Below are 14,251 nucleotides of genomic sequence, written 5' to 3' on the forward strand. Positions count from 1 at the left end.
CACGCGGGCCCTGGGCCTGCGGAGGTGCGCCGAAGCGGTTCGTTGCCAAGGCCTTGAATCCTGAACCCGCCACGTGCCAGGCACACTGGGCGTGCACGCCATTGCCCGCTCCGGCAGTCCGCCCCCATCCCCCAGCGCAGCGCCTCCCGTCCCATCGCCGGAAACGCCCCACCCGGACACGGCTCCGAAAGGGCCCCATGCATGCTTTCCGCCATCGCCTGCCAGACCACGCCTTCGACCGCCAAGGCCCACGATCAATAATCGGTATTCATTAGAAAGACGCCAACATGGATGACTCGCTGACCACCCCCGACGAAGCCGAAGAGCATGTGGGAGAGGCGCTGGACAGCGTGGCGCCGGCGCGGGCCTATCACATGCTGCCGCTGATCGGTCTGGGGGGTTCGGCGGGCAGCATCCCGGCCCTGCAGACCTTTCTGCAGTCCATGCCCGAAGACCCCGGACTGGCTTTCGTCGTGATCCTGCACCTGTCGCCCGACCACGACAGCGAGCTGGCAGATATCCTGCAGCGCTCCACCTCCCTGCGGGTGCTGCAGGTGCGCGAGACCTGCAAGGTCCAGGTCAACACCGTCTACGTCATCCCGCCGGGCAAGGTCTTGCGCACCTATGACGGCTTTCTGCAGTTGGCCGATCTGCCGAGCCCGCGCCATGGCCAAGTGACCGTGGACCTGTTCTTTCGCATGCTGGCAGACACCCATGGGCCGCATGCCACGGCCATCGTGCTGTCGGGCATGGATGGCGACGGTGCCATCGGCATCAAGCGCATCAAGGAGCGCGGCGGTCTCACCATCGCCCAGGACCCGGACGAGGCGGAGCACAGCAGCATGCCCCGCTCGGCGCTGGCCACCGGCATGGTGGACTGGACGCTGCCCGCGGCGGCCATGCCCGGTCGGCTGCTGGAGTACTACCGGCTCGAGCACCGCCTGAAGCTGCCTTCGGAGAAGGGACCCCCGCCCATGGAAAACCCGATTCCCCATGGCATGGCCACGGAAGCAGCCCTGCGCGACGTGCTGATCTTCCTGCGAACGCGGACCGGCCGGGACTTCGCCCACTACAAGCGGGCCACCATCCTGCGGCGCATCGGCCGTCGCATGCAGGTCAACGGCATCGCCGACCTGCCGGGCTATCTGGATTGCCTGCGCACGCGACCCGGCGAAGCCGGGGCGCTGCTGCAGGATCTGCTCATCAGCGTGACCAACTTTTTTCGCGACGGCGAATGCTTCAGTGTGCTGGAGGCGCACATCGGGGCGCTGTTCGCCGGCAAGGGACCAGGGGATTCGCTGCGCGTGTGGGTGGCGGCCTGCGCAACGGGCGAGGAGGCCTACTCCATCGCCATCTTGCTCAGCGAATACGCCCGCAAGGTGGATGCGGCGCCGGTGATCCAGGTCTTCGCCAGCGACCTGGACGACGAGGCCATCGGCATCGCCCGCGAGGGGCTCTATCCCACGACCATCGAGGCCGATGTATCGGAAGAGCGGCTGCGCCGGTATTTCGTGAAGGAGCACCGCGGCTATCGGCTGCGCCGCGAAATTCGCGAAATGGTGCTGTTCGCGGTGCATGACGTGCTCAAGGATTCGCCGTTCTCGCGGCTCGACCTCGTCACCTGCCGCAACCTGCTGATCTACCTGAACCGCAACGCCCAGCACCGCGTGTTCGACACCTTCCATTTCTCGCTCAAGCCCCGCGGGCTGATGTTTCTGGGCTCGTCGGAATCCGTCGAAGACAACAGCCCCCTGTTTGCCGTGCTCGACAAAAAGCACCGCATTTACAGCCACCGCCCCGCCTCGCGCTCGGGCATGCCGGGGCACTCCGCGCCCGGCACCGTCTCGCTCGCCATGGAGGCGCAGCATGCCGCGCGGTCCGGCCCGGTGCTGGCCGGCCCGGCCTTTACCTCGACGCCCCCGGCCTCGCGCGATCTGCCGCCTCTCGAGGGCCGAAGCCACAACTGGGGCGAGCTGCATTTCCGGCTGCTGGAGAAGATCGCGCCGCCCTCCGTGCTGATCGATGCCGGCCACGACATCGTGCACCTGTCGCCCAATGCCGGCGAGTTCCTGCGCTTTCAGGGCGGCGAGCCCAGCCGCAACCTGCTGCGCGCCATCCACGAAGACCTGCGCATCGAAGTGCGCGCGGCGCTCTACCAGGCAGCGCAGCGCAAGACGGCCGTGGAGACCCCGCCTTTGGCCTTCACCCATGCCGGCGGCGAAATGGTGCTGGTGGTCCGCATCGTCCCGTTCCACGAGGCGCCGGGCTTTTATCTGGTGATCATTCAGCCCGCGTCGGCGCTGCAGCCGCTGCTGCCCATGCCGGTGCGCCCCATGGCGGTCTCCGAGCCCCTGGCGCAGCACCTGGAGCAAGAACTCGAGCGCATGAAACTGCACCTGCGCGACACGGTCGAGCAGTACGAGGTCTCCACCGAGGAACTCAAGGCGAGCAACGAAGAATTGCAGGCCATGAACGAAGAGCTGCGCTCGGCCACCGAGGAACTCGAAACCAGCCGCGAAGAACTGCAGTCGATCAACGAAGAGCTGACCACCGTCAACCACGAGCTCAAGAGCAAGGTCGATGAACTCGGCCACTCCAACAGCGACATGCACAACCTGATGGACGCCACCGCGATCGCGACGGTGTTCCTGGACCGCGATCTGTGCATCACCCGCTTCACGCCCTCGGCGATCACGCTGTTCAAGCTGATTCCCACCGACATCGGACGCCCGCTGTCCGACCTGGCGACCCACCTCGACTACCCGGAAATGACCTCCGATGCCCGCCGCGTGCTGGAGCGGCTGGTGCCGATGGAGCGCGAGGTCGGCAAGGGCGGCGGCCAGTGGTTCCTGGTCAGGGCCCTGCCCTACCGCACGCTGGACGACCGCATTGCCGGGGTGGTGCTCACCTTCGTGGACATCACCGAGCGCAAACACAGCCAGGAGGCCTTGCGTGTCTCGCAGGACCGATTCAGCCTCATCGTCAGCCAGGCGACGGCCGGGGTGATGGAGGTGTCGCTGGACGGGCGCATCGAATTCACCAACCGCAGCTACCGCGAGCTGCTGGGCTACTCCGAGGCCGAAATCGTGGGCATGTCGATGCTCGATCTCGTCCACCCCGACGACCGGGCCGAGAGCGCGCGGCTGTTCGACAAGCTCGCCCGCCACGGCGAGCCCTTCCAGGTCGAAAAGCGCTGCTTGCGCAAGGACGGCTCGGTGATCTGGACCTTCAACAACGTGAGCCGCCTGTCGAACGTGCAAGGCCGAGCCGACGCCGCGCTGGTGATGTGCACCGACGTGACGGAGCGCAAACGGGCGGAAGAAGCCCTCAGCCGCAGCGAGGAGCAACTGCGGCTCATCGTGGAGAACGCGGTCGAGTTCGCCATCTTCTCCACCGATCCGCAGATGCGCGTGACCCGCTGGAACGTGGGCGCCGAGCGCCTGCTCGGCTACCCCGAGGCCGAGGTGCTCGGGCAGCCCGCCGACATCATCTTCACCGACGAAGACCGTGCCCTGGGCGCGCCGCAGATCGAGGTGCGCCAGGCGCTGACCGATGGCCGCGCCATGGACGACCGCCTGCACCGCCGCAAGGATGGCAGCACCTTCTGGGCCAGCGGGGTGTTGATGCCGATGCTCGACGATGGCGCCGTGGTCGGCTTCGTCAAGATCCTGCGCGACCAGAGCCGTGCCCGCCAGGCCCAGGAAGACCTGGAAACCAGCCGGGCCGAACTGGTCGAGGCCCTGCGGCAGAAAGAAGCCGCGCACTCGGCGCTGGAAGCCGCCGACGCCGCCAAGGACCGGTTCCTGGCCGTGCTGTCGCACGAGCTGCGCAACCCCCTCGCCTCCATCCGCAATGCCGCCGAAGCGCTGCAGTCGGGGCAGCTGAGCGACCGGGAGCGGGCGCAGTCGTCCAACATCCTGGACCGGCAATCCGCCGCCATGAAGACGCTGCTGGACGACCTGCTGGACGTCTCTCGCCTGCGGCTGGGACGCCTGACCCTGCACCGCCGCCGCATCCTGCTGTCCGAGGTGGTGGACATGGCCATCGAAACCACGAAGCCCGCCATCGAAGCAGGCGCGCACCGGCTGGAGGTGGTGCTGCCGCACACGCCGGTGGTGCTCGATGCGGACCCGGTGCGGCTCAGCCAGGTGCTGTCCAACCTGCTGGCCAATGCCGCCAAATACACCCCGCAGGGCGGGCACATCGGGATACGGGCCCACGTGGACCAGCGCACCGCCGTGATCGCCGTGACGGACAACGGCATCGGCATGGAAGCGGGCAACATCCACAGCATGTTCGGCATGTTCGTGCAGGAAACTTCCGACCTGCCCGGCACGCGGGGCCTGGGCATCGGCCTGGCGCTCGTGCGCAGCATCGTGGAACTGCACGGCGGCCTGGTGGAGGGCAGCAGCTCGGGCCCCGGCCAGGGCAGCACCTTCACCGTGCGTCTGCCGCTGGCGCAGGCCGAGCCCCTCGCCCCTCTGCCGGAGCCCGAGCCGCCCGCCCCGCTGCGCAAACTGTCCACCACGGCGCCCAAGGTGCTGGTGGCCGACGACAACGCCGATGCGGCCTGGAGCATTGCCACCCTGCTGCAGATCTCCGGCTGCGAGGTGAGCACCTGTTCCGACGGCCCCGCAGCGCTCGAGGCTGCCCGCCAGGCCATGCCGGACGTGGCCGTGCTCGACATCGGCATGCCAGGCATGAGCGGGCACGAGGTGGCACGCCAGATGCGTGCCCTGCCGGGCGGTGAGGACGTGCAACTGATCGCGCTGACCGGCTGGGGCCAGGAGGCGGACCGCAACGCAGCCGCCGAGGCAGGTTTCGACGCCCACATGGTCAAGCCCGTGGAGGTCCAGAAACTCGTGGCGCTCATCGAGGCCCGCCAGCGAGGCAAGGCATTGCGCTGAGCCCTCAACCATTTGCTATATTTTTTATAGCACAATGCCATAGTACTTATTGCGGCAGAGGCCTTTTTGACCCATGGTGCTTCGGTGGCATCCGAAATGGATTGGGGGTGGGCCGCTCTGTCGGACCGTGCCCCCCCCCACGTGCTCCTATCCCCTGTCGGGCAACGTGCAGCGGCATGCCGGCACCCTCCGAGACCCGCGCCCGACCGCTTGGCCGCCCAATGGTCCTTTTGCGGACTGGCGACGTCCGCGCCGCGCCGCCCCCGCCCAACCACCACCCATCCTTGAGGAGCGAATGCACATGAGCGAAAGACCCAGCCAATCACAGATTCTGGAATCCCTGTCGGTGGTGCGCGAGTTCGATGTGGAGGCCGAGCTGGAGCGCCGTGTCGATTTCCTGGCCCAGTACCTTTCCCGCACCGGGCGACGGACCTACGTGCTCGGAATCAGCGGCGGCGTGGATTCGCTCGTTGCCGGCTGCCTGGCACAGCGGGCCGTGGCCCGCCGGCGAGCCTCCGGAGAAAGCGCCCGTTTCATCGCCATGCGGCTGCCGTATGGCCAGCAGCGGGACGAGGCCGAGGCCGCAAGGTGCCTCGACTTCATCGCGCCCGATGAGGTGCGCACCGTCGACATCCGCGCATCGGTCGATGCCATGCAGCAGGCGCTGATCGCTGCCGGCGTGGACCTGGGCGATGCCACGTCGCAAGACTTCCTGGTCGGCAACATCAAGGCGCGGGCCCGCATGGTGGCGCAATACGCAGTGGCGGGCGCCACGGCCGGGCTGGTCATCGGCACCGATCATGCCGCCGAGGCGCTGATGGGATTTTTCACCAAGCATGGCGATGGAGCGGCCGACGTGCTCCCGCTGGCGGGCCTGAACAAGCGCCGCGTGCGCGCGGTGGGCTTCGCGTTGGGCGCGCCCCGAGATCTGGTGATGAAAGTGCCCACGGCCGATCTGGAAACGCTGGCACCGCAGCGGCCCGACGAAGACGCATTCGGTGTGAGCTACGAAGCCATCGACGATTTTCTCGAAGGCCTGCCCGTCGACCGCGAGGCCGAGCGCATCATCGTGCACACCTACCTCGCCAGCGCCAACAAGCGCCACGCTGCCGTGGCGCCGGCCATCGCTCGGCCTGGGCTCTAGACAGGCTTTACTTCCCCAGACAGCGGCCGTTCGCTACCGAGGGAACAGAAAAAACCGCTGCAAAAGTTACCGCGCGGCACCTCGCAAGCAATTGCTCTCCTGCCACAGAGCCTGCCGGTGGCGATGGCTGAATGCACTGCCAAGCGTCACCGGCACTGGCGCGGGTGGCTCGAGCCATGGGCCTCACAGGGTGCATGGCGTGTTCCGCGGAGCCTCCACCAGCAACGCGGGACAGCGCAGATGCAGGGGATCTGCTCGCCCACACCACCGCTCTGCAATGCCATCGGCCCGGGCCCGCTCCTGCGGCACACCGCTTGCCCTGACCCCATCGACGCCGCATGGCGTCGCCTGTCGGTGAACCCGCTGGCTCAACCCCACAAGGAGCATTCATGTTTTCTCATAACAAGCGGCTGCAGTACACCGTACGAATCAGCGAAACCAATCCCGGCCTCGCCAACCTGCTGCTGGAGCAGTTCGGCGGACCCCAGGGCGAACTCGCCGCAGCCTGCCGCTATTTCACCCAGGCACTGGGCGAGGACGACCCCGGCCGCAAGGACATGCTCTTCGACATCGCCACCGAGGAACTGAGCCATCTGGAGATCATCGGCACCATCGTGGGCATGCTCAACAAGGGCGCCAATGGCCGGCTGGCGGAAGGCGTTGAAAAGGAAGGCGACCTCTACCGCTCCATCACCGGCGCAGGGAACGACAGCCACCTCACCCAGGTGCTGTACGGGGGTGGCCCGGCGTTGATCAATTCGGCAGGCGTGCCCTGGACCGCTGCCTACATCGACACCATCGGCGAGCCCACCGCCGACCTGCGGTCGAACATCGCAGCCGAATCCCGCGCGAAGATCGTGTACGAACGCCTCATCAATCTCACGGACGACCCGGGCGTGAAGGACGCGCTGACTTTCCTCATGACGCGCGAGATCGCCCACCAGAAGTCGTTTGAAAAAGCGCTCTATGCCATCGAACCGAACTTCCCTCCCGGCAAGCTGCCAGGCAATCCGCGCTTCACCAGCGTGTACTTTCGCACCTCGCAGGGAGAGCCCGAAGTGCGGGGCGCATGGAACGAAGGGGACCGCTGGAACGTCGTTCCCCTGCCCCAGGGCGCGGAAGCGGTGGATGGCGGCGATGGCCTGGCGACCGTGACCCTGAACGAGCTGGAAGCGCCCGCCGTGGAGCAGATGGCCGAACGCACGGCATCGCAGCCCGACATCGATCCCACCACGGGTGCAGAACTGGGCATGGGAGAAGATCTGGAACCTGTGGGTGATGCGGGCGGTTTGCGCAACGTACCGAAAACGCTCGAAGACTAATGCGCCTGAGCGCGTTCCCGCGGCCGTGGTGATGTCCCGATGAGGTACTTTCCGCAGCCCGGGGGCAAGCGCCGGGTGGCTTTTGGTTCGCACGCGCAGTCAATGGCATCCTGCAGCGCGAAAGCCATCGCGCCGATCATCAAGTTAGCGTGATGGTGCACGGTGGCGGTCATGACCGCGCACGTGCTCCGATCGCCATCTATGCGTTTTCTCGACGGCTGCATTGACCTCGGCGCGCCACGGCACAGCCCACGGCAAGACCCGCCGCGAAAGTCGCACAGATCGTTGCCATGGACCGCTGGGAGCGGTGATCGCCAAGGCGTGGAGTGCCATCGGCCGGTTCGACCCAACGACCCACCGTGCCGGTAGTGCCCACCTCATGGCGCCCCCACCATGCGAGCACCACTGTCGATGCGAAGCTGGCCAAAGTCCCTGCCATCAGCCCCACGCTCATCACGGAGCGTGCCGTTGTCTCCTGCCTTTTCTGAGCATGCGGCAGGGATTGCAAATCCAATGGCGGTAGAACGTGAACCTGGGTCACAGCGATCGACAACGGATCGCTGGCAGGAAACGACTCCTCGATCCCATGGTCGAGAGCCGGCTCCGTGTGTGCCGGATCGGCTGTCGCTCTCAACGCCGGAGCAGTGCCTTCGGGCGCAGGAGAAGGATGGCTTTCAGACGTCGGGAAGGGAAAGGCATCAGGGCTGCGGGTGTTCATGAGAGATTTCCTTCCAGAGACCACGGCGGGATAAATGAAGGGGCGGCGGAGCACGGAGGGCCGTCCGGCTAGCCATTTCGAAGGGGGTCTGATGGCTTGCCGGAGTCCGCAGCAACATCGCCCTCTTCCCCTCCTTTTGCGATGCAGGCCGTTTCTGCGGCATGCGCTGCATTGCGGGATCTGTTTCGACCAATGCCGGGCTGGGATGATCGAGGTCTTGCGCGGCTTGCCGTCCGGGACATTGACCTAGTTCACCATGGCTTCACCTCCGACATGTCGATAACCGCAACTTGGCAGCACTGCGTTCCTGTAGCAATGCGCGTCATGGCAGGTGCCGCGTTGGCGGTGTTTGAAATACCGGCTGGTCTGGTGGTTTGCATGAATTTCTTTTCCAAGGAGGAATCAGTTTGCGAACCACCGTTCGGCGCAGGTGTAGGACTGCAGCGCTCATGCCGCAGTGGCGCTACAGGCCGCGATGCCGAGGAAAAACCGGTTTTAGATGCAAGGCCCTGGAGTCGATGCGGGCCATGGTGGCCACCGCCACACTCAATGATGAAGTGCCAAGCAACGGCAGGAATCGGCAAGTGCGACTCGACGGCGATTTCGGCGCGACGGACGCAGCACTCCGCGAAGCGCTAGGGCAAGAAAAAACCGCCACAGCCTGACGTTGTCAGAGTGTGGCGGTGTCTTGAGTGGTGGAGCTGGCGGGAATTGAACCCGCGTCCGCAAGCCTTCTTCGGGCAGATCTACATGTTTAGCGGTCTGTTTTGATTCTCATGGCCCACGTCGCGCAGTCGCACGCTACGTGGGTCACCAGTACCCTTGGATCTCGCTCCATGCCAAGGTACCCGGCACGGAACCAGCCAGCGTGAATAACCTTGCAGCCGGGAGGTCTTACGACCCCCTTGCCCAGCCCGCTAGCATGCTGTTGCAAGGCTCACCGATGTTTAAGCGGCGAGTGCGAAACGTTCGTCGTTTGCAGTTAGTTTTTTGAATGCAGATTTACGAGCGCCACTCAAGCTCGACATGCACCACACCGATTCCGAACCCACGTCGAAACCAGGGCAGCCCCAAGCCTCGTATTTTAAGGCGCAGAGATCAATTGCAAGACCTCGAGCGGAGATTTAATTGCGGCCTGTGCGCCCCACTCGTGCACCGCGGTCTGCGTACCGAGGTAGCCGTATAAAGCGGCCACGGTGTGCATGCCAGCCGCAAGGCCCGCGACGATGTCGCGCTCATCGTCGCCGACGTAAATGCAATGCGCTGGCTCGATGTCCAGGCGTCTGGCGGCTTCGAGCAGGGGCTCAGGATGTGGTTTGCTGTGCGCGGTGGTGTCGCCACTGATCACCGCTCCAGCGCTGCTGAACAGCGGCGTGGCCGCCACCAAGACGTCCGTGAATCGTGCCGCCTTATTGGTGACGATGCCCCAGGGCATGCCACGCCGGGTCAACTCGGCGATCAATGCCTCCACGCCATCGAACACTTTCGTGCGCTGCTGAATGCAGGCCTCGTAGTTGACGAAGAACTCTTCCCGGAATGCAGGAAAGTCGGGATGGGCCGTGTCCATATCGAATGCCACGGACAACATGCCCCTGGCTCCGGCCCCTGCCATGGGCCGATACCGCTCGGCAGGCAGAGACGGCAAGCCACGGTCCGTTCGCAATTTGTCGGCGGCAGCACCCAGGTCGGGAGCACTATCGATCAATGTGCCGTCGAGGTCGAACAAGACGGCACGAACATGGGTAAAGACGGGTGAACTCATACGGCGGCGCGGCGTGCAGCGAGCATGTAATTGACCGAAGTGTCGGCACTCAGCCAATAGCGTTTGGTCAGCGGGTTGTACTCCAGTCCCCGGCTGTGAACGATATCGAGGCCCGCCAGCCGACTGGCGGACGCCAATTCGCTGGGCTTGATGAATTTTGCATACTCGTGCGTGCCTTTGGGCAGCATGCCCAAAATGTATTCGGCGCCGACGACTGCCAGCATGAACGCCTTGGCATTGCGATTGATGGTGGAGAAAAAGACCCAGCCGCCGGGCTTGACCAGACGCGCGCACGCCTGAATCACCGAGGCGGGGTCCGGCACGTGCTCCAGCATTTCCATGCAGGTGACGGTATCGAACGTGCCAGGCACTTCCGCAGCCAAGTCCTCCACGCTGATTTCACGGTATTGCACATGGGGTGTCCCGGTTTCCAAGGCATGCAGTTGCGCGATGCGCAATGATTTGCTGGCCAGATCGATGCCCGTTACCTGTGCGCCTTTTCTGGCCATCGAATCCGAGAGGATGCCGCCACCACATCCCACATCCAGCACCTGCTGCCCTTCCAAACGCGATATGCCATTGATCCATTCCAGGCGCAACGGATTAATCTGATGCAATGGGCGAAATTCACTTTCCGGATCCCACCAGCGGTGGGCGAGTGCGGAAAATTTGGCCAGCTCTGCTGGATCGGCATTAATGTGATCGCTCATGTGGGTAGGTGCTCCAAAAGAGATGGCCCATAAAAAAAGCCCCGTTTCCGGGGCTTTTTCGTGACTGATTCGGAAATCAGTTAGAAGCGCGGGTACCGACCACTTCGATTTCCACGCGACGGTTCTTCGCACGGCCTTCCTTGGTCTTGTTGTCGGCGACAGGTTGCTTTTCGCCCTTGCCTTCAGTGTAAACGCGGTTCTTTTCGATGCCCTTCGACACCAGATAAGCCTTCACAGCTTCAGCGCGGCGAACCGACAGCTTCTGGTTGTAGGCATCGGTACCGACGGAGTCGGTGTGACCCACGGCGATAATGACTTCCAGGTTCACGCTCTTGACCTTGGAGACCAGATCATCCAGCTTGGCCTTGCCTTCTGGCTTGAGCACGGACTTGTCAAAGTCGAAGAACGCATCGGCAGCGTACGTCACCTTGCTGGCCACTGCGGGAGCAGGAGGCGCTGCAGGAGCGGGCGTTGCAGCAGGTGCAGGAGCAGCAGCGGCAGGGGTAGAAGCAGGAGCCTGAGCAACCAGAGCACCATCACAACCGACAGCAGCGGTAGCAGGGGTCCAGTTGGCATCGCGCCAGCACAGTTCGTTCGTGCCGTTCTTCCACACCAGTTCGCCGGTACCGTTCTGCCAGTTGTCAACAACCTTGCCGCCGTCGGCTGCTTTGACTTGAGCGCCAGCCGAGGTAGCAAGCACAGCAGAGGCCAACAACATCGCCACTTTGTTCAGTTTCTTCATGGTTCTCCTCTTGGGGAAAAAGCCGCAGCCGCGCTGCGAATATGGACGTCATCAGTGACCATCACTAAAAACGTTGAAATGATTGTGCCATACGTAACAACGCAAAGTGGTTGCAGACGGGGCGCGCACGGTAGGACAAAAGCGCTTTACCCCTGATGTGTTGCGCACTTGCGACAAGACGTTCCGCCTAGAATGGCCCTCCTCCGCCGTCCACGCAGTTCTCCATGACACAGTTCGCCAAAGAAACCCTGCCCATCAGCCTTGAAGAGGAAATGCGGCGAAGTTATCTCGATTACGCGATGAGCGTAATTGTGGGTCGCGCGCTGCCCGATGCGCGCGACGGCCTCAAGCCGGTACACCGGCGCGTGCTGTTCGCAATGCACGAACTCAACAACGATTGGAACCGGCCCTACAAGAAGTCCGCCCGTATCGTGGGCGACGTGATCGGTAAATACCACCCGCACGGCGATCAATCGGTGTACGACACGATTGTGCGCATGGCGCAAGACTTCTCCATGCGCCATCTGCTCGTCGATGGCCAGGGCAACTTCGGTTCCGTTGATGGCGACAACGCGGCCGCCATGCGGTACACCGAAATCCGCCTGGCGAAGATCGCCCATGAAATGCTGGCGGACATCGACAAGGAAACCGTCGACTTCGGCCCCAATTACGACGGCAGCGAGAGAGAGCCGCTGGTTCTTCCCAGCAAGATGCCCAATCTGCTGGTCAACGGCTCCGGCGGTATCGCCGTGGGCATGGCCACCAACATCCCCCCGCACAACCTCAATGAAGTGGTGGACGGTTGCCTGCACCTGCTGCACCACCCCGACGCATCCATCGACGATCTGATGGAGATCATTCCGGCGCCCGATTTCCCCACGGCCGGCATCATCTACGGCATCAACGGGGTGAAGGACGGCTACCGCACGGGCCGCGGCAAGGTGGTCATGCGTGCGCGCTGCCACTTCGAGGACATCGACCGCGGCCAGCGCCAAGCCATCATCGTGGACGAGCTGCCGTACCAGGTCAACAAAAAGACGCTGCAGGAGCGGATGGCCGAGCTGGTGCACGAGAAGAAGATCGAAGGCATCAGCCACATTCAGGACGAGTCCGACAAGTCGGGCATGCGCCTGGTGGTCGAGCTCAAGCGCGGCGAAGTGCCCGAGGTGGTGCTGAACAACCTGTACAAGCAAACGCAGCTGCAGGACACGTTCGGCATGAACATGGTGGCCCTGGTGAACGGGCAGCCGCGCCTTTGCAATCTGAAGGAACTGGTCAGCGTCTTCCTGCAGCACCGCCGCGAGGTGGTGACGCGCCGCACGGTCTTCGAACTGCGCAAGGCACGCGAACGCGGCCATGTGCTGGAAGGCCTGGCGGTGGCGCTGGCCAACATCGACGACTTCATCCGGATCATTCGCGAGTCGCCGACGCCCCCCGTGGCCAAGGCGGAACTGATGACCCGCTCGTGGGACAGCAAACTGGTGCGCGAGATGCTGACGCGCACCCGGGCCGACGGCGGCATCGTGAATGCGGACGACTACCGCCCTGAAGGGCTGGAACGTGAATACGGAATGGGCCAGGATGGCCTGTACCGGCTGTCCGACACCCAGGCGCAGGAAATCCTGCAGATGCGCCTGCAACGCCTGACCGGCCTGGAGCAGGACAAGATCGTTTCCGAGTACCGGGACGTGATGGCCGTGATCGAAGACCTACTGGACATTCTGTCCAAGCCAGAACGCGTCTCCGTCATCATTGGCGAAGAGCTGACGTCCATCAAGCAGGAGTTCGGCCAGCACAAGCTCGGGGCGCGGCGCAGCGTGGTCGAATACAGCGCCCAAGACCTGTCCACCGAAGACCTGATCACACCCACTGACATGGTGGTCACGCTCAGCCACACGGGCTACATCAAGAGCCAGCCGCTGTCCGAATACCGGGCGCAAAAACGCGGCGGGCGGGGCAAGCAGGCGACGGCGACCAAGGAAGACGACTGGATCGACCAGCTCTTCATCGCCAACACGCACGACTACATCCTGTGCTTTTCCAACCGCGGTCGCCTCTACTGGCTCAAGGTCTGGGAAGTGCCGGCCGGCTCCCGCGGCTCGCGCGGCCGCCCGATCGTCAACATGTTCCCGCTGCAAGAAGGCGAAAAGATCAATGTGGTTCTGCCGCTGACCGGCGACATGCGGACGTTCCCGGCCGATCGCTACGTGTTCATGGCCACGAGCATGGGCACCGTGAAGAAGACGGCGCTCGATGAATTCAGCAACCCCCGCAAGGGCGGAATCATCGCCGTCAACCTGGACGATGGCGACTACCTGATCGGCGCGGCGCTCACCGACGGTGCGCACGACGTCATGCTGTTCAGCGATGGCGGCAAGGCGGTGCGTTTCGACGAAAACGACGTGCGCCCCCTGGGCCGCCAGGCACGTGGCGTGCGCGGCATGATGCTGGAAGACGGGCAGAGCGTGATCGCCATGCTGGTGGCCGAAGATGAGACCCAGAGCGTGCTCACCGCCACCGCGAACGGCTACGGCAAGCGCACCAGCATCGTCGAATACACGCGCCATGGCCGGGGCACCAAGGGAATGATCGCGATCCAGCAGAGCGAGCGCAACGGCAAGGTCGTGGCGGCCACGCTGGTCCACGCCGATGACGAGATCATGCTGATCACCGACAAGGGTGTGCTGGTTCGCACCCGGGTGTCGGAGATCCGCGAGCTTGGCCGCGCCACCCAAGGCGTGACGCTGATCGCGCTGGACGAAGGCTCGCAGTTGAGCGGCCTGCAACGCATCGTGGAAAACGATGCCAATGTGCCGGACATCGACGCCGATGAAGAAGGTGGCACGCCGCCCGCAGAAGCCTGATCCATGCCCCAAGCAAAGCGCTCCGAAGGACGCTTTGCTATCACAACCATAGCAATCAGCCCTAGATCCATATGCGCTGAAG

The 14,251-nt window shown here is 64.1% G+C and carries 8 protein-coding genes and 1 other RNA gene; 4 read left to right on the forward strand and 5 right to left on the reverse strand.

Going from position 1 to position 14,251, the window contains the following annotated elements:
* Positions 1 to 287 precede the first annotated feature (287 nt).
* From AVAK2825_RS16945 to AVAK2825_RS16955, 3 genes are all read left to right on the forward strand, one after another.
* Positions 288 to 4,907 (forward strand): PAS domain S-box protein, encoded by a 4,620-nt coding sequence (locus tag AVAK2825_RS16945; RefSeq protein WP_284401026.1) that lies wholly within the window; start codon positions 288 to 290, stop codon positions 4,905 to 4,907.
* 295 nt (positions 4,908 to 5,202) lie between these two features.
* A complete protein-coding gene (gene nadE / locus AVAK2825_RS16950) occupies positions 5,203 to 6,051 on the forward strand; it encodes an NAD(+) synthase (RefSeq protein ID WP_284401027.1) in 849 nt (282 codons plus the stop codon).
* Between the two features lie 389 nt (positions 6,052 to 6,440).
* Positions 6,441 to 7,373, forward strand: coding sequence for a manganese catalase family protein (locus AVAK2825_RS16955; protein ID WP_284401030.1), 933 nt, complete (start codon positions 6,441 to 6,443; stop codon positions 7,371 to 7,373).
* Positions 7,374 to 7,572: 199 nt separating this feature from the next.
* Here the strand turns inward: AVAK2825_RS16955 and AVAK2825_RS16960 are convergent, their stop codons facing one another.
* The 5 genes from AVAK2825_RS16960 to ompA all read right to left on the reverse strand — a co-directional run bounded on the left by AVAK2825_RS16960 (position 7,573) and on the right by ompA (position 11,305).
* On the reverse strand, positions 7,573 to 8,091 hold the full coding sequence (locus tag AVAK2825_RS16960) for a hypothetical protein (protein WP_284401031.1): 519 nt from the start codon (positions 8,089 to 8,091) through the stop codon (positions 7,573 to 7,575).
* A 693-nt stretch (positions 8,092 to 8,784) separates the two neighbouring features.
* Positions 8,785 to 9,163, reverse strand: a transfer-messenger RNA (tmRNA) gene (gene ssrA, locus AVAK2825_RS16965).
* A gap of 12 nt (positions 9,164 to 9,175) precedes the next feature.
* The gene (gph, locus tag AVAK2825_RS16970; protein WP_272568901.1) at positions 9,176 to 9,853 is read right to left on the reverse strand and encodes a phosphoglycolate phosphatase; all 678 of its coding nucleotides are present in this window, start codon (positions 9,851 to 9,853) and stop codon (positions 9,176 to 9,178) included.
* Positions 9,850 to 10,563, reverse strand: a complete 714-nt coding sequence (gene ubiG, locus AVAK2825_RS16975) for a bifunctional 2-polyprenyl-6-hydroxyphenol methylase/3-demethylubiquinol 3-O-methyltransferase UbiG (protein ID WP_284401032.1) — start codon at positions 10,561 to 10,563, stop codon at positions 9,850 to 9,852. The genes gph and ubiG overlap by 4 nt, the downstream gene beginning before the upstream one ends.
* Positions 10,564 to 10,639: 76 nt before the next feature.
* Complete coding sequence (gene ompA / locus AVAK2825_RS16980) at positions 10,640 to 11,305, reverse strand: outer membrane protein OmpA (RefSeq protein WP_272568896.1); 666 nt, start codon at positions 11,303 to 11,305, stop codon at positions 10,640 to 10,642.
* 224 nt (positions 11,306 to 11,529) lie between these two features.
* Between ompA and gyrA the strand changes: the two genes are divergently transcribed.
* Complete coding sequence (gene gyrA, locus AVAK2825_RS16985; protein ID WP_284401033.1) at positions 11,530 to 14,169, forward strand: DNA gyrase subunit A; 2,640 nt, start codon at positions 11,530 to 11,532, stop codon at positions 14,167 to 14,169.
* The last annotated feature ends 82 nt before the right edge of the window (positions 14,170 to 14,251 follow it).

The organism is Acidovorax sp. SUPP2825, from assembly GCF_030158995.1.
Taxonomy (GTDB): Bacteria; Pseudomonadota; Gammaproteobacteria; order Burkholderiales; family Burkholderiaceae_C; genus Paracidovorax.